Origin of the sequence: Pseudomonas sp. WPR_5_2 (genome assembly GCF_003634475.1) — a bacterium.
Classification (GTDB): Bacteria; Pseudomonadota; Gammaproteobacteria; order Pseudomonadales; family Pseudomonadaceae; genus Aquipseudomonas; species Aquipseudomonas izuensis.
Genome location: NZ_RBLA01000006.1, coordinates 414,892 through 433,524 on the forward strand (window position 1 = coordinate 414,892; position 18,633 = coordinate 433,524).

Below are 18,633 nucleotides of genomic sequence, written 5' to 3' on the forward strand. Positions count from 1 at the left end.
GTGAAGATCATTCAGGACATCTCCAAAGACTTGAACGAAGCGGCGCTGAGCATTGATGCCGTGAGCAAGCAGTCCGACATCATCGGCACCATTGTGCAAACCATCCGTGGTATCGCCGATCAGACCAACCTTCTGGCGCTCAACGCCGCCATCGAGGCAGCCCGCGCTGGCGAGCATGGACGCGGATTTGCGGTGGTGGCCGATGAAGTGCGCAGCCTCGCTGCGCGCACCAGCCAGGCGACGGTGGAGATCGTTGATGTGGTGCGCAAGAACCACGATTTATCGGTGAGCGCCGTGTCGAGCATGCAGTCGAGCCTGAGTCGAACCGGGCTCGGCGTGGAACTGGCGAACGAGGCGGGGGAGGTGATTCTGGAGATTCAGCAGGGCTCGCGGCATGTGGTGGATGCGATCAGCCAATTCAACTCGACGTTGCAGTTGAATTAAAAGGCAACGTGAACCCTGTAGGAGCAAGGCTTGCCCGCGATAGCGGTCGTGAGATCGCCATCGCGGGCAAGCCTTGCTCCCACAGGTGCGGGGTTGTAGCCACCGATTAAAGCGAAGCCAGGAATTTATCCACCACCGGAACACCGTTTTTTTCACTGCCCTGGGCTTTCTCGGCCTCTGCAATCTGGCGCTTGTCTTCCATGCGCTGGGCAATCTCCTCACCCACAGCTTTTTGCTTCTCCGGCGGCATTTGATCGACCTCTTCCTGGGTCAGCCCCATCTCTTGCAGAACCGCATCGCGCATGCGCTGTTCCGGGGTCTTGCTCATATAATCCTTGAATTCGGAAGTGGCCGAGCCGTCCTTGATCCGATCCTTGACGCCATCGGGCAGTGGCGCATTGGCTGCTTGCAGGTTCACGCGGGTCTTGGCAAACGCCTCATCGACGTTGTCGCTGATCCGCGTGGCTTCGCTGACCTGTTGCGTGGCCTGCCCGGTGGCGGATTCCTGGACCTGTGTACTGGCTTGCGCGGTTTGCGCCTGCACATTGTTTTGCAGGGCCTGGGCCATGGCGCTTTGAAGCCCGGCGGCGGCTTCGGTGGTCGGGTCTTCGCCGGGACGTTTGGGGAGTGGTGTTACCAGGGTTGATTTTGCACTGACCAACATGATGAGCAGACCTTGTGGGTGATGGCGGTGCAGCGCTTTCAGCAAATACTGTGCCTTAAAATAAATTCCTTAAAAATCAATTGGTTGAAAATAAGGATTGCAAATGTCGACGGGCGATACCGGCAGAGGTTTGCCGACGAACGGCAAACGTGGCATTCAGGGCAAGCCATTGCAGCAATGTTTGAGAAACCCGGTTTGTGGCGCCAGACGCTTGAAATAGTCATCGATGGCAGGGAAGTCGGGACGCTCCATGGGGGGCATCAGCCAGCGATTGACGGACAGGCCGATGACGATATCGGCCAGGGTAAATCGGTTCCCGGCGACATACGCCTTGGTGGTCGCGAGTTGATGTTCGAGAATGCCCATTTTCTGGTTCCAGCCACGCACGCTGACTTCCACGCGATGCGGGTCCTGGAACTCCGGATCCTTGCGCACCAGTGCCATGAACGCGTAGCTCCATGACGAATTGAGATCGGTGGCCTGCCAATCCATCCACTGCTCCACCCGGGCGCGGGCGGCCGGCTCGACAGGCAACAGCTCGTTGTGATGATGGTGGTGCTTGCCGGCCAGGTAGCGGCAAATGGTGTTGGATTCCCAGAGCACCCCGTTCTCGTCGATGATCACCGGCACCTGGGCGTTGGGATTGAACCTGAGGAACTCGGGACTGTGGGTCGAGCCAAATCCGCTGCCCCAATCCTCGCGTTCGTAGGTAAGGCCCAGTTCTTCGCAGGTCCACAGGACCTTGCGCACGTTGATCGAAGAGGCTTTGCCGAGGATTTTCAGTGCATGGTCCATGTTGCTACTCCGTCAGCGAATCAAGGCGTCGGAGAAACATAGTGAGCCTGCCAACGGCTGACATCAAGCCTGTAGGAATGGTCTGTAGGCAAGGGATTTCAGAGGATTTCCGAAGAGTGTGAATTCTTGCGCGCCTGCCTACAACTAAGCCAGAATCCGCCGACTTGTGCGTCTGGTGTCCGGATTCTATTGTTCCGTGTCGCTGAAAATCAGCGATCGGGTCTAGCAGCCCGGACACTTTAGACGCATGGCGTCCACCGTTCGTGATGGGTTCACGTTATGGCGGCTGTGCGTGGGAAGACTTTCGGGTCTACCGGGTTCTAGAGTCCTGGTCTGCTAGCCCACGCGCGGCTGCCACCTTAATGTTCGTCTAGCAGCGAACAGTGGCAGCTCCATCACTCTAGGAGCATCGCCATGTTCAAACCCACGCCAAACCCCCCGTGCAATCCCAGTCCCATGTTCCTCATCGCCCCAGACATCAATAACGAAACCCTGCTGGCGCATGCCTGCGAATCCCTGGCCTCGGCGAGTGTCATGACCAATGACTTTGCTACTTTTCTGGAGGGCAGCCATCGCAATACGGCACTGGCGATTGCCCAGATCGTCATGCTGGCCGAACTGGCGGTGAATCGGGCGCTGGATAATCTCGATCCGCAGGATTGATCGCTGACCTGTAGGAGCCGGCTTGCCGGCGAAAGCGGTCTATCAGGCGCCATCAATGTCGATTGATGCGCCGCCATCGCCAGCAAGCCGGCTCCTACAGGTCAGGAACGGTCAGGTACTCTCGCGCACTTTCAACTCAAACCCCATGTCCTGCACCGGCTTGGCCACGGTATTGCCGGCCATCAGCGTCAGCATCTGTTCCGCCGCGCGGCGGCCGATGGCTTCACGCGGGGTGCTGATGCTGCTCAGGCGCGGGACCATGTGGGCCGAGGCGGGCAGGTCGTTGAAACCGAGAATCGCCACCTGCTCGGGGATCTTGATCCCGCAGCGCATGGCTTCGAGCAATGCACCCTGGGCCAGGTCGTCGTTGCCGAAGAAGATTGCATCGACGTCGGGATGACTGGCCATCATCTGCAGGAACAACTCGCCGCCCAGGCCGACCGAAGACGGGCGCGGCGTCAGCACTTCCAGCGCCGGGTCGTACAGACCGGCTTTTTGCAGGGCGCGGCAATAGCCTTCGCCACGCAACAATGTGCGCTGGTCGAGTTGCGCGCCGATGTAGGCCAGGCGTTTGCGGCCGCGGGACAGCAAATGCTCGGCGGCCGTTTCGCCGGCGGCCAGTTGTGAAAAACCGACGCAATTGAGGCCGGCGGCGCTGTCCAGTTCCATCATGTACACGCAGGGAATGTTGCTCGCCTCGATCATTCGTCGCGAACTTTCAGTGCGGTCGAAACCGGTGAGCAGCAAGCCTCGGGGCTGATAGGCCATGTAGTTGCGCAGCAGGTTTTCTTCTTCGTCGCGCGAATAATGGAAGTTGCCGATCAGCACTTCGAAGCCCTTGGGGCGCAAAACCTGATGGATGGCTTCCAGGGTGTCGATGAACAGCAGGTTGGACAACGATGGCACCAACACCACCACCGAACGGCTCTGGGCCGAGGCCAAGGCGCGGGCAGCAGAGTTGACCACGTAGTTGAGTTCAAGGGCCGCGTTCTGCACCTTTTCCACCAGTTCCGTGGCCACGGTGCTGACGCCGCGCAAGGCGCGGGAAGCGGTAATCGGGCTGACACCGGCCAGGCGCGCGACTTCGTTCAGGGTAGGGCGGCCAGTGGTGCGCGTATTTTTATCGTTCTTGGTTGAGGTCATCGACGGCTTGCCAAACAAAATTCAAGGCACTAAGGTAGCGCTGTCTCGATGCAGCTGCAAATGCGTGAGCGGGGGTTCGCCTGATCTTCGCTTTTTGGCGTTGAGACTTAACCTGCTGCAACCCATAAAATGACAAGAAAGGCGTCGGCAACTCCTGCTTTTGGTCTAGTGTCATAACTGGCAAAGGTAGCGCTGTCTGCGCGCTGAGGTGTTACATGAATCATCCCATCACCGCCCTGGTCATCATGGGCGTTGCCGGTTGCGGCAAGACGTGCGTCAGCGAGGCCCTGTGCCAACTCAGCGGCGCCACTGCCATTGAAGGCGACACTTTTCATCCTGCCGCCAACATCGAAAAGATGAGCGCGGGTATCCCCCTGAACGATGAAGACCGTGCCGGCTGGCTCGACAGCCTGTGCGATGAACTGCGCCGTGTCGATGCCATGGGCGAGCGCCCGGTGCTGACTTGCTCGGCCCTCAAGCACATTTACCGCGAACGTCTGCGCAGTGCCTTGCCTGGCCTGGGCTTCGTGTTTCTGGAACTGACTCCCGAAGTCGCCGCCGACCGCGTCTCCCATCGGCCGGGTCATTTCATGCCGTCGACCCTGATCGCCAGCCAGTTCGCCACCCTCGAATCCCCCATCGGCGAGCCGTTGACCCTGGCCCTTGATGCGTCGACCCACAGCGTCGATGAGCTGGCTGTGCAAGCGCACCACTGGTGGCTCGAGCACGGCCTGAAACGCGCCGGTTAAATTTTGCTTGCAGAGATAGCGCTGTCCTTATGGCTTTCGAATTACCCGCTTTAATAACAACAACAACCAGGAGACACCCCTAATGTTTGGCATGTCCCACGAGACGTTCCTGCTGCTCGATGCAGTGGTGACGGTGATCGGGCTTATCGTCCTGATCACCAAGTTCAAGTTTCACCCCTTCATTGCCCTGATCATCGCCGCCGCTTTCCTCGGGCTGACCTCCGGCATGCCGATCGGCACCATCATCAAGGCCTTCCAGGACGGCTTCGGTGGCGTGCTCGGGTTTGTCGGGATCATCCTCGCGTTGGGAACCATGCTCGGCAAAATGATGGCCGAATCGGGCGGGGCGGATCAGATCGCCCAGACCCTGATCCGCGCCTTCGGCAAGGACAAGGTACAGTGGGCGATGATGTTCGCCGCGTTCCTGGTGGGCATTCCGTTGTTCTTCGAAATCGGCTTCGTGCTGCTGATCCCACTGGTGTTCATCGTCGCCCGCCGCACCGGCGTGTCGATCATCAAAATCGGTATCCCGCTGCTGGCCGGCCTGTCCGCCGTCCACGGCCTGGTGCCACCGCACCCAGGTCCGCTGCTGGCCATTGGCGTGTTCGGTGCCGACATCGGCAAGACCATTCTCTACGGCCTGATCGTGGCGCTGCCGACGGCCATCATTGCCGGTCCGATTTACGGTACGTTCATCGCCAAGCACATCCCCGGTCATCCGAACCAGGAACTGGTGGATCAACTGGCCCGCGAGACGGACTCAGCCGATCTGCCGAGCTTCGGCATCACCCTGGTCACCGTGTTGTCGCCAGTGTTCCTGATGCTGCTCAAGACTTTTGCCGACGTGGTGCTGCCGGACGGTAATTTCTTCCGCACCTTCATGGACCTGATCGGTCACCCGATCTCGGCACTGCTGATCGCGCTGCTGCTGTCGCTGTACACCTTCGGTTACAAGCAGGGCATCGGCTCGCAACAGATCCTCAAATGGCTGGACGCCAGCCTTGCACCGACCGCCGCGATCATCCTGATCATCGGTGCCGGTGGTGGCTTCAAGCAGATGCTGGTGACCAGCGGCGTGGGTGATGTGATCGGTCATATGGCGGTCGCCGCGCAAATTTCGCCAATCCTGCTGGCCTGGCTGGTGGCGGCGGTGATCCGTATCGCCACCGGTTCGGCGACCGTGGCGACCATTACTGGCGCAGGCATCGTGGTGCCGGTGGTGGGGATGATTCCGGGTGTTAACCGTGAGCTGCTGGTGCTGGCGACCGGTGCCGGTTCGTTGATCCTGTCGCACGTTAACGATGCCGGTTTCTGGCTGGTGAAGCAGTATTTCAACATGACTGTGGCGGAAACCTTCAAGACCTGGACCGCGATGGAAACCATCCTGTCGGTGGTGGGCCTGGGCTTTATTCTGCTGTTGTCGTTGTTCGTCTGAATATCACTGCAAGACAAATGTGGGAGCGAGCCTGCTCGCGAAGAGGGCTTAACATTCAATGAAGATGTCGAATGTAAGTCCGCTTTCGCGAGCAGGCTCGCTCCCACAGTGTTTTGTGTTGGGTGTCAGGATTTGCTGACGAGCCCATCCGCCCGGAACATCCCGCGAATCCCGCGCACGGCCTGGCGAATCCGGTCCTGGTTTTCGATCAGGGCGAAGCGCACGTGATCGTCCCCGTATTCACCGAAACCCACGCCCGGCGAGACGCAGACCTTGGCTTCGGCCAGCAGTTTCTTAGCGAACTCCAGCGAACCCAGATGGGCATAGGCCTCGGGAATCTTGGCCCAGACGTACATCGAGGCTTTCGGGTTTTCCACCATCCAGCCCAATTCATGCAGGCCCTTGACCAGCACGTTGCGCCGCTGCCGGTATTGCTCGGCGATGTCGCGCACGCATTGCTGATCGCCTTCCAGTGCGGCAATCGCCGCGACTTGCAGCGGGGTGAAGGTGCCGTAGTCGTGGTAGCTCTTGATCCGCGCCAGGGCGTTGACCAGTTCCGGGTTGCCGACCATGAAACCGATGCGCCAGCCTGCCATGTTGTAGCTCTTGGACAGGGTGAAAAACTCCACCGCGATGTCCTTGGCGCCCGGCACCTGCATGATCGACGGGGCCTTCCAGCCGTCGTAGACGATATCGGCGTAAGCCAGGTCATGTACCACCAGCACGTCGTACTGCTTGGCGAGGGCGATCACCCGTTCGAAGAAGTCCAGCTCCACGCACTGGGCGGTGGGGTTGGACGGGAAGCCGAGGATCATCATCTTTGGCTTTGGAATCGAGCCACGAATCGCCCGTTCCAGCTCGGCGAAGAAATCAACACCCGGCACCAGCGGCACCGAACGCACCTGGGCGCCGGCAATCACGGCACCGTAGATGTGAATCGGGTAGCTCGGATTGGGCACCAGCACTGTATCGCCCTGGTCGAGGGTCGCCAGCATCAGGTGTGCCAGGCCTTCCTTGGAACCGATGGTGACAATGGCTTCGCTTTCCGGGTCGATGTCGACCTCATAACGATCCTTGTACCAGTTGGAAATCGCCCGGCGCAGGCGCGGAATGCCCTTGGACGTCGAGTAGCCGTGGGTGTCTTCGCGCTGGGCAACGGTGACCAGTTTTTCGACGATGTGCGGCGGGGTGGCGCCGTCCGGGTTGCCCATGCTCAAGTCGATGATGTCTTCACCACGACGACGGGCGGCCATCTTCAGCTCGGCTGTGATGTTGAAAACGTAAGGGGGGAGTCGATCTATGCGCGCAAAGCGGCGCGGCGAACCTTGTTCGGCCATTGTTGCCTCGATAACGTAAGCGCCCGGAACCGTCCGAGCGACGCTGGTCACTGCGGTGACCTGTGGCGGAATGTACGGGCAGCTGTGGCAGACTGTCCAGCCTCCATGTAAACAAATTTTTCCGAAGGAATTGGGTCGATGGAATTTACCAGTGGCTTCTTGCTGAGCCTTTCGCTGTGCCTGGACATCGGCGTCGCCAACATCGCGATGATCACCCTGGCAATGCAGCGCGGCTATTTTCAAGGCTTTGCACTGGGCCTGGGGACTTGTGTCGGCGACCTGATCTACGCGGTGCTGGCGCTGGCCGGCATGACCGTTTTGCTGCAATACGAAACCGTGCGCTGGGTGTTGTGGATCGGCGGCTCGGCGCTGCTGGTGTACTTCGCGGCGAAGATGATTTATTCGGCGATCCACCACGAGGCGCTGCTGGCCGAGACCCCCGAGGTCGGCCACAACTCCCACCGCAAGGAGTTCTTTCGCGGGATTTTCCTCGCCATGTCGTCGCCCAGTGCGATTCTGTGGTTCGCCGCGGTGGGTGGCACGCTGATCGCCCGATCAGGCGGTGGCGGATCCCTCAGCTCGGCGCTGTTTCTCGGCGGGTTTCTCTGCGCCGGGCTGCTGTGGTCCGCCGGCCTGTGCTTCGTGGCGAGCCACGGCGGCAAGTTGCTCGGCGACAAGTTGCTGCGCTATTCCTACATGGCATCGGCGGCGATCTTCTGCTATTTCGCGGTGTACGTGATCCTTTCCGGTTACAACGAGTTTGTCGGCGCCGCTGCCGTCGAGCAGTTGCACGCCCTGTGATTGGGCGAATCGGGTTTGGCTTCTATACTCCCAGCCGAACCCACTTTTTCCTTCCAGGAGTTGCATCATGGATGAACAAAAAGGCTTCGAACTGTCGGAACCTCGCTTCGAACACGGGCACTTTTTCCTGATTGCCGGTATGGGCGACCGCTTCACCCGGCAGACCATTCCCCGCATTCCGGCCCTTTGGGAGAAACTCATGCCCCATCTGGGTCAGATTCCGGGCCAGAAAAACGAAGTGATGTACGGCGTCGGTTACAACTTCGACGGCGAGGGCGGTTTTGACTACATCGCCGGGGTCGAGATCAGCAAGCTCGACGACCTGCCCGATACCTACCGCTGGGTAGAAATTCAGCCCCAGTATTACGCGGTGTTCGAGCACAAAGGGCCATTGACCAGCCTGCCGCAGACCTTCCGCTACATTTGTGACACCTGGCTTCCGCAATCCGGGTACACCGCAACCGACGCCCCGGAGTTCGAGCGCTACAGCGAAGACTTCAACCCGAAGCTGAACACCGGCAAGCTGGAAATCTGGATGCCGATCAAGCAATGACCCCGGCGTCGGGAGGCGCATCAAAGGATTCGCCTCTCGATGTCACGCGGCTGCTGATTTAAGATCCCCAGCCTTTCCCCGCCGATTCCGAGCTGCCATGAACACCGTCATTCGCAACGTCACGCCTGCCGATCTGGACCGCTGCTATGCCATCGAAACCGTTGCCTACGAAGGCGACGAAGCCGCGACCCGCGAGAAAATCGCCACCCGCATCGCCACTTGGCCCGAGGGTTTCATCGTTGCCGAAGTGGACGGTGTGGTCGCCGGTTTCATCAATTCCGGCGCGGCATTCCAGGTCGAAATGTCGGACGAGGCGTTCAAGGAACTGATCGGCCACGACCCGGCCGGCCCGCACGTGGTGATCATGTCGGTGGTGGTGCATCCGGATTATCAGGGGCTGGGCCTGGCCAAGCGCCTGATGGGCGAGTTCATCGAACGCATGCGCGCACTGAATAAAGTCAGCATCCACCTGATGTGCAAGGAGCGGCATATTGCGCTGTACGCCGGGTTTGGTTTTGCCTACATCAAGCCCTCGGCCTCCGACCATGGCGGGATGGCCTGGCATGAGATGGTGCTCAATCTCTGATTCAATGCACAGCCCTTGTGGGAGCGAGCCTGCTCGCGAAGAGGGAGTATCAGCCGGCATCAATGTTGCCTGATACACCGCTTTCGCGAGCAGGCTCGCTCCCACAGGGAAACTATGCCGGGATTCAGAATTTCAGCCCCATCCGCCGCTCATACCCGATCCGCCCCTTGTACGCCTCGCCGCTGTCGATGAACCCATACTTGGCATACAGCGCAATCGCCGATTCATTGTCCGCATCCACCGACAATTCCAGTCCCCTGATTTCCGGCCAGGCCTCACGGGCCGCTTCAGGCAGTGCTTGCAGGCAGGCCTTGCCATAGCCTTTGCCCTGAACCTTTTGATCGACCTGCAAGGCATGCAGCGTGGCGCTGTGTTCGTCGGCCCAGGCCGGCAGTACCGGCGGGCGTTTGAGCAGCAAAAAGGCCACGGGAATGTCATCGGCCAGCAGGGCGAAGCCTTTGACGCCGGGGCCGGGCCGGGACAGCAAGGTATGCAATGCACCGTGGATGTCACCGGAAAACCTGATTTGATCCGGATGCACTTCGATGGCCTCGACCTGTTGGCGCTGCAGCGCGTTCAGGCTTTCGTAAGGCACGAGTCGGGCTGTCACTGGAGTGTCCTTTTTCCAACAAAAATGAGTCTCGAATTCTAGCGATATTGCGTGGGTGGATTATTTTTATTTCGTCTGTCGATTTGCCGGATCGCCGGACGACTAAGGGTGTCTTCACAGTAAAAACCACGGAGAACCACCATGAACTCGCAAACCCAGATCCAGAACCTGATCGAGAGCTATCGCCAGGCCGTCATGACCAAGGACGTGGATAAAGTCATGGCCCTGTATGCCGAGGACATCGTCTCCTTCGACGCGGTCAAGGCCTTGCAATTCAAGGGTAAACCAGCCTATCGGGCTCATTGGCAGGCCTGCATGGAAATGTGCCCCGGGCCGCACATTTTCGAGTTCCACGAAGTGACCATCGAACCGTCCCAGGAGATCGCTTTCGCCCACTTTCTGGCGCATTGCGGCGGCACCAACGAGAAGGGTGAAACCCAGGCTTGCTGGATGCGTGTGACCCAGTGCTATCGGCAGGAAGCCGGGTTGTGGCAGATCGTCCACGAACACTGGTCGGCCCCGTTCGACATGACCAGTGGCGCGACCCTGTTCGACCTGCAGCCTTGATTATCCGGCTGTTGATCGGCAAGCCGGGCCAGAATGCCCATCTGCGACCATAGTTGTTCCGTTCGATCAGGAGAGCACCATGAAATACCTATGTCTGGTCTACAGCGACGAGCACCTGCTGCATTCGCTGCCGGAAAGCCCGCACGATTCAGAGTGCATGGCGTACGCCGAGTCGGTCCAGGGCAGCGGCCGGATGGTCGCCGCCGAGGCACTGGAGTCGGTGCAGACCGCCACCACGGTGCGCATGCGCAACGGCAAGCTGTCGATCACCGATGGCCCGTTCGCTGAAACCAAGGAGCAGTTGGCCGGTTTCTACCTGATCGATGCCAGGGATCTGAACGAAGCGATCCAGGTCGCCGGGGACATTCCGGCGGCCCGGGTCGGCTGTGTCGAAGTGCGCCCCGTTCGACAGTTGAATCCTTGAGATGCCGGGGCTTTCGGTACAGGCGCGGGTCGAGCAGGTTTATCGCCAGGAGTCGCGGCGCATTCTGGCGACGCTGATTCGCCTGCTCGGCGATTTCGACCTCGCCGAAGAGGCCCTGCACGAAGCGTTTTTCGTTGCGGTCGAGCGCTGGCAGCAGGATGGCGTTCCGGACAACCCGCGTACCTGGCTGGTGTCCACCGGGCGTTTCAAAGCCATCGATGTGTTGCGGCGGCGCGCCCGCTTCGCCGCCTCGCGACCACTGTTGATCGCGCAACTGGAGGCGCTGGAGCAGGCCGACTGGAGTGACGAAGACGTGGAAGACGATCGCTTGCGCCTGATCTTCACCTGTTGTCACCCGGCCTTGGCGGCGGACGCCCAGGTGCCGTTGACCCTGCGCGAAGTCTGCGACCTGACCACAGAAGAAATCGCCCGGGCCTTTCTCTCGGCGCCGGCCACCATCGCCCAACGCATCGTGCGCGCCAAGGCGAAAATCCGCGATGCAAAAATCCCTTATCAAGTGCCGTCCCTGGCGGAGTTGCCCGAACGCCTGGACAGCGTGCTGCGGGTGATTTACCTGGTGTTCAATGAAGGCTACTCGGCGTCCATCGGTGCGCAAGTGACCCGCGAGGACCTGACCCGTGAAGCGATTCGTCTCGGCCGGTTATTGATGGAGCTGTTGCCGGAACCGGAAGTCATGGGCCTGCTGGCGCTGATGCTGTTGCACGAGTCGCGACGGGTGGCCAGAACCTCCACCAGTGGCGAATTGATTTTGCTGGATGAGCAGGATCGAACGTTGTGGGACGGCGAGATGATTGCCGAAGGCTGTGCACTGGTGGAGCGGGCGCTGGGCACCCGACGCTTCGGTCCGTACTGCCTGCAAGCGGCAATTGCCGCGGTGCATGCCGAAGCGCCGTCGGTGGATGAGACCGACTGGACGCAAATCGTCGGGCTGTATGACGTGCTGCTGCGAGCCGTGCCGTCACCGGTGATCGAGTTGAACCGGGCGGCGGCACTGTCGAAACGCGACGGTCCGTTGGCGGGGCTGACCCTGGTCGAAGCAATACTGGATCGCGGTGAGCTGCTGGATTATCACCTGGCGCATTCGGCCCGAGCGGAATTTTGTCGGCAGTTGGGAAGGGTGGAGCAGGCCCGAGCGGCGTATGAACGGGCGCTTGAGTTGACGCAGCAAGAGCCGGAGCGGCGGTTTATCGAGGGGCGGCTCAGGGCGTTGGAATGATGTGATCTTGCGGGCCTCATCGCGGGCAAGCCCGCTCCCACAGGTTCAGGGGTGTGCATATATTTGTGTACGACTCGGACACTGTGGGAGCGGGCTTGCCCGCGATGGCGTCCGAACAGACACCGCTATTCCAGCATCTTGCCCAACAACCAGCTCCCCGCCGGCCCCGGCGGATTGAGGCGCGACCACAAGGCATCCACCGACACCGTTTTCGGCCAGCCGCGCACCTGCAATTCCTGCAGCGATCCCGGACCGAAACGTTCCACCAGCCAACGCGGCAACGGCGCCCAACCGAATCCGCCCTGGGCCATTTCCAGGAGCATCAAGTAACTCGGCGCCGACCAGACACGGCCCTTTGCCCGGCTTTCATAGGGATTGACGATGGTTGCCAGGCGCAGTTCGCGGTGCTGTTGCAGTATGTCCTGATCGATGTGTTTCAAGGTCGCCAAGGGATGGGCGGGAGAAACGAACAGGGCGATTTCCGTGCGTTCGTCCACCGTCGAATTGACCAGGTCCGGCGGATAGCCGTCCTGCATTTCGGCGAAGGCAACCTGTGCCCGGCCGCTTTGTACCAGCGCCACCAGGTCGTCGCATTCGGCGATCAGGCATTCGAGTTCCAGGTCCGGATAACGCTGCTCGAACGCACTGAGCGACGCTTCGAAACGGTCGGACTGGTAGGTGTCGGACAGCGCCACGGTCAGCTTCGCCTCGACCCCTTGAGACAATTGGCTGGCACTCATTTCCAGACGGCTGGTAGCGGCCAGGATGTCCTCGGCCCGTTGCAGCATCACGTGCCCGGCCGGGGTCAATGTGGGTTTGCGGCTACTGCGGTCGAACAGCGCCAGGTTCAGGTCGATTTCAAGACTGGCCACCGCGGCGCTGATGGTCGACTGGCTACGGCCCAACTTGCGCGCCGCGGCGGAAAACGAACCCTGCGTCGCCGCTTGGACAAACGCCTGCAACACTTCCTGAGAGGCCATGAACTATCGCCTTGATCGATGGTTATTGGTTATGAAGTATCGGTGTGATGTCGGACCATGGCAACCACAGTCACTCAGAGGAGTCTGGTCATGAGCGCCAACAAATCCATCACTGAACGTATTTTCCAGGCCATCGGTTTCGAACTGCTGGCCATCCTGATCTGTACCCCGTTGCTGGCCTGGATCATGGACAAGCCGATGATGGAAATGGGCGTGGTCACCGTCGTCATTGCCGCCCTGGCCCTGGCCTGGAACGTGGTGTTCAACGCCCTGTTCGACCGGGTGCTCAAGCGCTTGGCCATTGCGCATAACGCCTGGGTCCGCGGGGTGCATGCGCTGATGTTCGAAGGCGGCCTGGTGGCCCTTGGCGTACCGCTGATCGCCTGGTGGCTGAACATCAGCCTGTGGCAGGCATTCTTGCTGGACATCGGCGTGCTGCTGTTTTTCTTGCCGTACACCTACGTTTACCACTGGGTGTATGACGTGGTGCGCGAACGGCTCGTCATGCGTGAGCACAGCAACGCATAACCCTGTAGGAGCGAGGCTTGCCCGCGAAGAGGGTGTGTCAGGTACGACGCCTTCGCGGGCAAGTCGGATCGCCGCACCGCACGCTCCTACGGGTCTTGCGCTGATTACAAAAACATCCCGCCAGACGCTTCAACGCGCTGCCCATTGATCCACTGGCTACCCGGCGCCACCAGCAAGGCAATCGCGGCGCCGATGTCGTCCGGCTGACCGACACGACCCAGCGCGGTATTGCTCGCCACCAACTGGTTGATGGCTGCGTTATCGCGCACGGCGCCACCACCGAAATCGGTTTCGATCGCCCCCGGCGCCAGGATGTTCACCGTAATCTGGCGGGCGCCGAGTTCTTTGGCCTGGTAGCGCGTCAACACCTCCATCGCTCCCTTCATTGCCGCGTAAGCCCCATACCCAGGCAGGCTGAAGCGGGTCAGTCCGCTGGACACATTGATGATGCGTCCGCCGTCATTGAGCAGTGGCAGCAGGGTTTGGGTAAGGAAAAACGGCCCTTTGAGCTGGACATTCATCAGTAGATCAAACTGCTCGACCGTAGTGTCGGCGAAGTTCGCGTGCAGGCCGATGCCGGCGTTGTTGATCAGGAAATCGAAGTGCGTTTGATCGAAGTGCGTGCGTAATGCCTGGTCAACCTCGATGCCGAAGGCGGCGAAGTGTTCGCTCTGGCCGACATCCAGTTGCAGCATGGCGGCGCGACCGCCCAGGCTTTCGATTTCGGCGACCAGTGCTTGTGCCTCGTCGGCGCGGCTGTGGTAGGTGCCGATGATGTCGATGCCTTGTGCAGCCAAGTGCAGGGCTGCGTTTTTGCCGAGGCCGCGACTGGCGCCGGTGATCAATGCGATTTTGCGGGTCATGGGACTTCCTCAGGAGCAGTGGCTGTTGATGTGAGGAAGTTTATTTGTCCGGCTTTCGGTGATAAACATGGCGAAATCGGAATCACTGGTCGGTACAGCCGAACAATAGAGGGGCAGGCCATGAACAAGCTGGAACTGTTGCGCACCTTTGTCCGGGTCAGCGAAATGTCGAGTTTTACCCTGGCCGGGGAGAGTCTGGGGTTACCGCGCTCGACAGTGTCCGAACAGGTGCAGGCGCTGGAGGCATTGCTCGGCACGCGCCTGTTGCAACGCACCACGCGCAAGGTTCAGGCGACCCAGGATGGCCTGGTGTTGTATGAGCGCAGCAAGGATTTGCTGTCGCACATGGATGAAATCGAAGGGTTGTTTCGTCAGGACGAAGCGTCATTGGTGGGACGGATCCGCATCGACATGCCGAACATTCTGGCCCGGCGCGTGGTGATGCCGCGCCTGCCGGAATTCATGGCGCGACACCCGCTGCTTGAGCTGGAAATCAGCAGCACCGACCGTCGGGTCGATTTGCTCAGTGAAGGCTTTGATTGCGTGGTGCGGATCGGTGCGCAACCGGATCAATCGGTGGTCGCCCGCCACCTGTGCGACTTTGCCATGATCAACTGTGTCAGCCCCGGGTATGTGCAGCGTTATGGCATGCCCGAGCGCCCGGAAGATCTGGCGCAGCATCGGCTGGTCCATTACGTTGGTGTGTTGGGCGCGCGCTCTGAAGGCTTCGTGTACGAGGTCGACGGCAAGGTGCAGCGACTGCCGATGACCGGCAGCATCACGGTCAACAGCACCGATGCCTATGAGTCGGCATGCCTGGGCGGTTTCGGCATGATCCAGGCACCGCGGATGGGCATGCACGAATACCTGCACAGCGGTGCGCTGGTGGCGGTGATGCCGCAGTTCAACGCGCCGTCCATGGAGGTCTCGCTGCTGTATGCCCGGCAACGGCATTTGCCGTTGCGGGTGCGGGTGTTCATGGAGTGGTTGGGGGAGGTGGTGCGTTCCGCGATCTGATCAACATCACATAACCTAATGTGGGAGCGAGCCTGCTCGCGAAAGCGGCATGTCAGGCAATATCAATGTCGACTGACACAACGCCTTCGCGAGCAGGCTCGCTCCTACAGGGTTTTGCGGTGTTCTTTAGAACAGTTGGGTGAACAACCAATACAAACTCCCCGACAACAGGATCGCCGCCGGCAAGGTCAGGACCCAGGCCATCAGCAGGTTGCGGATGGTCTTCATCTGCAAGCCGCCGCCGTTGGCGACCATGGTCCCGGCCACGCCCGACGACAGGACGTGGGTGGTCGATACCGGCAGACCGAACATGTCGGCGGCGCCGATGGTCAGCATGGCCACGGTTTCCGCCGAGGCGCCCTGGGCGTAGGTCAGGTGGGTCTTGCCGATCTTTTCGCCAACCGTCACCACAATGCGTTTCCAGCCGACCATGGTGCCCAGGCCCAGGGCGATGGCCACGGCAATCTTCACCCACAACGGAATGAACCGCGTGGAGCTGTCGATCTGCTGCTTGAACAGTTGCAGCTTGCCGTTGGTGTCGGCGTCGAAATTGCCGACCTTGTTCTTGTCCATCAAGCGAATGGTTTCGCTGGTCAGGTACATGTCGTTACGCACGTTGCCCACGGCCTCGGCAGGGACTTTCGACAACGCGCCATAACCCTTGACCTGAGCACCGATGCTGCCGGTCAGCGCGGCGAGCGCCGGTACCAATTGTGGCGTCGCTTCCTTGCTGCGCACGTAGTCGGACAGCACCGGGCGCGGATCGACCGGGGCCGGCAGCGGCGCGCTTTTCACCAGCGCTTGCTGGGTGACTTCCGCCACGGCGGCAAATTGCAATGCCTGATCGGCGGGCATGGTGCGGTTCAATGCGTAGGCCATCGGCAGCGTGCCGACCAGGATCAACATGATCAGGCCCATGCCTTTCTGTCCGTCGTTGGAGCCGTGAGCAAAGGACACGCCGGTGCAGGTGAGGATCAACAGGCCGCGAATCCACCATGGCGGTGGCGTGTTGCCCTTCGGCTCCTTGTACAGCGCACGATTCTTGACGAACGCGCGCAGGGCCAGCAGCAACAACGCGGCGCAACCGAAGCCCACCAGGGGCGAAAGCAGCAACGCATAGCCGATCTTGGTCGCCTGCGCCCAGTCCACGCCGCTGGTGCCGTCGCGCCCGTGCATCAGGGCGTTGGCCACGCCGACACCGATGATCGAACCGATCAGCGTGTGCGACGACGAAGCCGGCAGGCCCAGCCACCAGGTGCCGAGGTTCCACAGGATTGCCGCGATCAGCAGGGCGAAGATCATCGCGAAACCGGCGGAGGAACCGACTTGCAGAATCAGCTCCACCGGCAGCAACGCAATGATGCCGAACGCCACCGCACCACTGGACAGCAACACCCCAAGGAAGTTGAAGAACCCAGACCAGACCACTGCGACATTCGGCGGCAGCGAATGGGTGTAAATCACCGTGGCCACGGCGTTGGCGGTGTCATGGAAACCGTTGACGAATTCGAAGCCCAGGGCAATGACCAACGCCACGCCCAAGAGCAGAAACGGCGTCCAGGTGGTCACCACGGTGCCGAGTTCGTTCATGTCGTGCATCAGGCTGTAGGCAGTAAACAACAGCCCCAAGGCCAGCACCGCGAAAAACACCACGAGGGTGAGCAGACCGGGTTTTTTATCGAACTGCGGTTTACCGCTACTGGTGGGCGCCTGGGCGGGGGAGAAGGAAGGCGTAGCCATGCCGGACATTCCTTTGGAGGGAAGGGGGGTATCCGCCATGATCGTTGCGAAATGTTACAGGGAGGCTGCTTTGGGTCAGGGTTTGGGCTTTTTGTGGATCCGATCATCCGAATCCACCACTCCTCTGTCGCGGTGAAACCTGAAACCTGTGGGAGCGAGCCTGCTCGCGAAAACGGTATTGGATTCAACAATTGTGTGTCTGACACACCGCTTTCGCGAGCAGGCTCGCTCCCACAGGATTTCAAGCGTGTTCAATAATCCCGTCGCTTACGAAACGCCCAACGCCCGGCAATCAGGGTAAAGGTGGCCACCAACGCCACCAGAATCCAGAATCCTTCCGGGTCCTGGGAAAGCGGCACGCCGCCGACGTTCATGCCGAAGAAACCGGCAATGATGTTGATCGGCAGCGCCAGCACCGTGACCACGGTCAGGGTGAACAGCGTGCGGTTGCTCTGTTCGTTGAGGTTGGCGGCGATTTCTTCCTGCAACAACTTGATGCGTTCGCTCAGCGCCGTCATGTCGTTGATGATCAGGGCGAACTCCTCGGTGGATTTGCGCAGCTCCTTGACGTCTTCCTTTTGCAACCAAGGCGGCGGGCGATTGAGCAGCCGCAACAGCGAGCCCGGTTCCAGCGCCAGCAGGCGTTGCAGGCGCACCAGCACCCGTCGGTTGGCGCCCAGTTCGGCGCGGTTGGTGGACAGGCGCGAGGACAGCAACTCGTCTTCGATCTGATCCACGCTCAGGCTGGTCTTGCGCACGATCTGCGTCAGCACTTCGCCCTGATCGCGCAGCAGGTGCACCAGCAATTCCAGGGGCGAGCGAAAGCGCTCGCCGGCCTTCACCGAGGAGCGCAACTTGTCTACCGAGTGCAGCGGTTGCAGGCGCGCACTGATGATCAACCGACTGCGCACGCACACCCACAGCGTCGAGACATCCGACGAGACCATGCTGCTGAGGTTGAACACCACATCGTTGACCACCGCCAACAATGCCGAATCGACATGCTCGATGCGCGTCGAGCGTGAACCTTCATGCAGCGCTTCGAAAAACTCGTCGGGCAATTCCAGATGGCTTTTCATCCAGCGCTCGCACGCGGCATGGGCGAGATTCAGGTGCAGCCAGAGGAATTCGTCGCTGTCGTCCGGTTGTTGCAGGCATTGCAATGCCCTGGCCGAGTCGATCTCCCGCCCGCGCTCGCCCGGGCGGAAACTGAAACCGTAGAGCAGGCCGAACAGATCCGTATCGCGATGGCTTTGATCGATGCTGTGGTTCATGAGGACTCGCAAGGGAAGGCGCCTGTCGCGGGTTTTACAGGTTCACTTGAGCCGCATCATCGCAAGGCTTCATGACGTTTTTGTGACGACAAAGTGAATGCAAAAAATGGCCATACCGGCGGTCGGATTCAGCTAAAGAACCGCTCTGGCACGCCGATCCCGCTTGAGGTAAGTTGCGCGCCCTTGGCCCAAAGCCAACGCCGCAGACAGGGATGTTTGAACA

At 60.4% G+C, this 18,633-nt stretch carries 20 protein-coding genes and 1 pseudogene; 12 read left to right on the forward strand and 9 right to left on the reverse strand.

The features are described from left to right. Positions 1 to 39 precede the first annotated feature (39 nt). Positions 40 to 444 (forward strand): annotated as a pseudogene (locus BJ917_RS32840) (methyl-accepting chemotaxis protein); the annotation flags it as partial. A gap of 106 nt (positions 445 to 550) precedes the next feature. Here the strand turns inward: BJ917_RS32840 and BJ917_RS23035 are convergent. After that, positions 551 to 1,108: a hypothetical protein gene (locus tag BJ917_RS23035; RefSeq protein WP_121104867.1), complete on the reverse strand. Its 558-nt coding sequence runs from the start codon at positions 1,106 to 1,108 to the stop codon at positions 551 to 553. Positions 1,109 to 1,264: 156 nt separating this feature from the next. Continuing rightward, positions 1,265 to 1,903 (reverse strand): glutathione S-transferase family protein, encoded by a 639-nt coding sequence (locus BJ917_RS23040; RefSeq protein ID WP_121104683.1) that lies wholly within the window; start codon positions 1,901 to 1,903, stop codon positions 1,265 to 1,267. Positions 1,904 to 2,317: 414 nt separating this feature from the next. Here BJ917_RS23040 and BJ917_RS23045 point away from each other — a divergent pair, with 414 nt between their 5' ends. After that, positions 2,318 to 2,566 carry a DUF6124 family protein gene (locus tag BJ917_RS23045; protein ID WP_121104685.1) on the forward strand — a complete coding sequence of 83 codons (249 nt, stop codon included), beginning with the start codon at positions 2,318 to 2,320 and terminating at the stop codon, positions 2,564 to 2,566. Positions 2,567 to 2,677: 111 nt separating this feature from the next. Here the strand turns inward: BJ917_RS23045 and BJ917_RS23050 are convergent, their stop codons facing one another. Beyond that, positions 2,678 to 3,709, reverse strand: a complete 1,032-nt coding sequence (locus tag BJ917_RS23050; RefSeq protein ID WP_121104687.1) for a LacI family DNA-binding transcriptional regulator — start codon at positions 3,707 to 3,709, stop codon at positions 2,678 to 2,680. A gap of 215 nt (positions 3,710 to 3,924) precedes the next feature. Between BJ917_RS23050 and BJ917_RS23055 the strand changes: the two genes are divergently transcribed. Both BJ917_RS23055 and BJ917_RS23060 read left to right on the forward strand, forming a co-directional pair. Next, on the forward strand, positions 3,925 to 4,458 hold the full coding sequence (locus tag BJ917_RS23055) for a gluconokinase (RefSeq protein ID WP_096509397.1): 534 nt from the start codon (positions 3,925 to 3,927) through the stop codon (positions 4,456 to 4,458). Positions 4,459 to 4,540: 82 nt separating this feature from the next. Continuing rightward, positions 4,541 to 5,893, forward strand: coding sequence for a GntP family permease (locus tag BJ917_RS23060; RefSeq protein ID WP_096509398.1), 1,353 nt, complete (start codon positions 4,541 to 4,543; stop codon positions 5,891 to 5,893). A gap of 125 nt (positions 5,894 to 6,018) precedes the next feature. Here BJ917_RS23060 and alaC read toward each other — a convergent pair whose 3' ends face one another. After that, the gene (alaC, locus tag BJ917_RS23065; protein WP_096509399.1) at positions 6,019 to 7,230 is read right to left on the reverse strand and encodes an alanine transaminase; all 1,212 of its coding nucleotides are present in this window, start codon (positions 7,228 to 7,230) and stop codon (positions 6,019 to 6,021) included. Between the two features lie 138 nt (positions 7,231 to 7,368). Between alaC and BJ917_RS23070 the strand changes: the two genes are divergently transcribed. From BJ917_RS23070 to BJ917_RS23080, 3 genes are all read left to right on the forward strand, one after another. Next, positions 7,369 to 8,031: a LysE family translocator gene (locus BJ917_RS23070; RefSeq protein ID WP_096509400.1), complete on the forward strand. Its 663-nt coding sequence runs from the start codon at positions 7,369 to 7,371 to the stop codon at positions 8,029 to 8,031. Between the two features lie 67 nt (positions 8,032 to 8,098). Continuing rightward, on the forward strand, positions 8,099 to 8,584 hold the full coding sequence (locus tag BJ917_RS23075) for a GyrI-like domain-containing protein (protein WP_096509401.1): 486 nt from the start codon (positions 8,099 to 8,101) through the stop codon (positions 8,582 to 8,584). A gap of 97 nt (positions 8,585 to 8,681) precedes the next feature. Next, entirely contained in the window at positions 8,682 to 9,170 is a 489-nt protein-coding gene (locus BJ917_RS23080) for a GNAT family N-acetyltransferase (protein ID WP_096509402.1), read from the forward strand. 124 nt (positions 9,171 to 9,294) lie between these two features. On the opposite strand, the gene BJ917_RS23085 is transcribed toward BJ917_RS23080, so the two are convergent. Beyond that, positions 9,295 to 9,780 carry an N-acetyltransferase gene (locus tag BJ917_RS23085; protein ID WP_121104689.1) on the reverse strand — a complete coding sequence of 162 codons (486 nt, stop codon included), beginning with the start codon at positions 9,778 to 9,780 and terminating at the stop codon, positions 9,295 to 9,297. A 141-nt stretch (positions 9,781 to 9,921) separates the two neighbouring features. Here BJ917_RS23085 and BJ917_RS23090 point away from each other — a divergent pair, with 141 nt between their 5' ends. From BJ917_RS23090 to BJ917_RS23100, 3 genes are all read left to right on the forward strand, one after another. Beyond that, positions 9,922 to 10,347, forward strand: a complete 426-nt coding sequence (locus BJ917_RS23090; protein ID WP_096509404.1) for a nuclear transport factor 2 family protein — start codon at positions 9,922 to 9,924, stop codon at positions 10,345 to 10,347. 79 nt (positions 10,348 to 10,426) lie between these two features. Next, on the forward strand, positions 10,427 to 10,771 hold the full coding sequence (locus tag BJ917_RS23095; RefSeq protein ID WP_121104691.1) for a YciI family protein: 345 nt from the start codon (positions 10,427 to 10,429) through the stop codon (positions 10,769 to 10,771). 1 nt (position 10,772) lies between these two features. After that, positions 10,773 to 12,008 (forward strand): RNA polymerase sigma factor, encoded by a 1,236-nt coding sequence (locus BJ917_RS23100; RefSeq protein ID WP_121104693.1) that lies wholly within the window; start codon positions 10,773 to 10,775, stop codon positions 12,006 to 12,008. A 125-nt stretch (positions 12,009 to 12,133) separates the two neighbouring features. Here the strand turns inward: BJ917_RS23100 and BJ917_RS23105 are convergent, their stop codons facing one another. Continuing rightward, the gene (locus BJ917_RS23105; RefSeq protein WP_121104695.1) at positions 12,134 to 12,988 is read right to left on the reverse strand and encodes a LysR family transcriptional regulator; all 855 of its coding nucleotides are present in this window, start codon (positions 12,986 to 12,988) and stop codon (positions 12,134 to 12,136) included. A 90-nt stretch (positions 12,989 to 13,078) separates the two neighbouring features. On the opposite strand from BJ917_RS23105, the gene BJ917_RS23110 reads away from it, so the two are divergent. Next, positions 13,079 to 13,516, forward strand: a complete 438-nt coding sequence (locus BJ917_RS23110) for a multidrug/biocide efflux PACE transporter (protein WP_121104696.1) — start codon at positions 13,079 to 13,081, stop codon at positions 13,514 to 13,516. A 104-nt stretch (positions 13,517 to 13,620) separates the two neighbouring features. On the opposite strand, the gene BJ917_RS23115 is transcribed toward BJ917_RS23110, so the two are convergent. Continuing rightward, a complete protein-coding gene (locus BJ917_RS23115; protein ID WP_121104698.1) occupies positions 13,621 to 14,379 on the reverse strand; it encodes an SDR family NAD(P)-dependent oxidoreductase in 759 nt (252 codons plus the stop codon). A 120-nt stretch (positions 14,380 to 14,499) separates the two neighbouring features. Between BJ917_RS23115 and BJ917_RS23120 the strand changes: the two genes are divergently transcribed. Then, complete coding sequence (locus tag BJ917_RS23120; RefSeq protein ID WP_121104700.1) at positions 14,500 to 15,396, forward strand: LysR family transcriptional regulator; 897 nt, start codon at positions 14,500 to 14,502, stop codon at positions 15,394 to 15,396. A 126-nt stretch (positions 15,397 to 15,522) separates the two neighbouring features. Here the strand turns inward: BJ917_RS23120 and BJ917_RS23125 are convergent, their stop codons facing one another. After that, a complete protein-coding gene (locus tag BJ917_RS23125; RefSeq protein ID WP_121104702.1) occupies positions 15,523 to 17,136 on the reverse strand; it encodes an inorganic phosphate transporter in 1,614 nt (537 codons plus the stop codon). Positions 17,137 to 17,387: 251 nt separating this feature from the next. Next, positions 17,388 to 18,410, reverse strand: coding sequence for a transporter (locus BJ917_RS23130; protein WP_096509412.1), 1,023 nt, complete (start codon positions 18,408 to 18,410; stop codon positions 17,388 to 17,390). Positions 18,411 to 18,633: the final 223 nt, after the last annotated feature.

Bases quoted from the DNA above. Each gene is read 5' to 3' on its own strand.
- BJ917_RS23035 (WP_121104867.1), bottom strand. From the start codon at position 1,108: ATGTTGGTCAGTGCAAAATCAACCCTGGTAACACCACTCCCCAAACGT.
- BJ917_RS23040 (WP_121104683.1), bottom strand. From the start codon at position 1,903: ATGGACCATGCACTGAAAATCCTCGGCAAAGCCTCTTCGATCAACGTG.
- BJ917_RS23045 (WP_121104685.1), top strand. From the start codon at position 2,318: ATGTTCAAACCCACGCCAAACCCCCCGTGCAATCCCAGTCCCATGTTC.
- BJ917_RS23050 (WP_121104687.1), bottom strand. From the start codon at position 3,709: ATGACCTCAACCAAGAACGATAAAAATACGCGCACCACTGGCCGCCCT.
- BJ917_RS23055 (WP_096509397.1), top strand. From the start codon at position 3,925: ATGAATCATCCCATCACCGCCCTGGTCATCATGGGCGTTGCCGGTTGC.
- BJ917_RS23060 (WP_096509398.1), top strand. From the start codon at position 4,541: ATGTTTGGCATGTCCCACGAGACGTTCCTGCTGCTCGATGCAGTGGTG.
- alaC (WP_096509399.1), bottom strand. From the start codon at position 7,230: ATGGCCGAACAAGGTTCGCCGCGCCGCTTTGCGCGCATAGATCGACTC.
- BJ917_RS23070 (WP_096509400.1), top strand. From the start codon at position 7,369: ATGGAATTTACCAGTGGCTTCTTGCTGAGCCTTTCGCTGTGCCTGGAC.
- BJ917_RS23075 (WP_096509401.1), top strand. From the start codon at position 8,099: ATGGATGAACAAAAAGGCTTCGAACTGTCGGAACCTCGCTTCGAACAC.
- BJ917_RS23080 (WP_096509402.1), top strand. From the start codon at position 8,682: ATGAACACCGTCATTCGCAACGTCACGCCTGCCGATCTGGACCGCTGC.
- BJ917_RS23090 (WP_096509404.1), top strand. From the start codon at position 9,922: ATGAACTCGCAAACCCAGATCCAGAACCTGATCGAGAGCTATCGCCAG.
- BJ917_RS23095 (WP_121104691.1), top strand. From the start codon at position 10,427: ATGAAATACCTATGTCTGGTCTACAGCGACGAGCACCTGCTGCATTCG.
- BJ917_RS23100 (WP_121104693.1), top strand. From the start codon at position 10,773: ATGCCGGGGCTTTCGGTACAGGCGCGGGTCGAGCAGGTTTATCGCCAG.
- BJ917_RS23105 (WP_121104695.1), bottom strand. From the start codon at position 12,988: ATGGCCTCTCAGGAAGTGTTGCAGGCGTTTGTCCAAGCGGCGACGCAG.
- BJ917_RS23110 (WP_121104696.1), top strand. From the start codon at position 13,079: ATGAGCGCCAACAAATCCATCACTGAACGTATTTTCCAGGCCATCGGT.
- BJ917_RS23115 (WP_121104698.1), bottom strand. From the start codon at position 14,379: ATGACCCGCAAAATCGCATTGATCACCGGCGCCAGTCGCGGCCTCGGC.
- BJ917_RS23120 (WP_121104700.1), top strand. From the start codon at position 14,500: ATGAACAAGCTGGAACTGTTGCGCACCTTTGTCCGGGTCAGCGAAATG.
- BJ917_RS23125 (WP_121104702.1), bottom strand. From the start codon at position 17,136: ATGGCTACGCCTTCCTTCTCCCCCGCCCAGGCGCCCACCAGTAGCGGT.
- BJ917_RS23130 (WP_096509412.1), bottom strand. From the start codon at position 18,410: ATGAACCACAGCATCGATCAAAGCCATCGCGATACGGATCTGTTCGGC.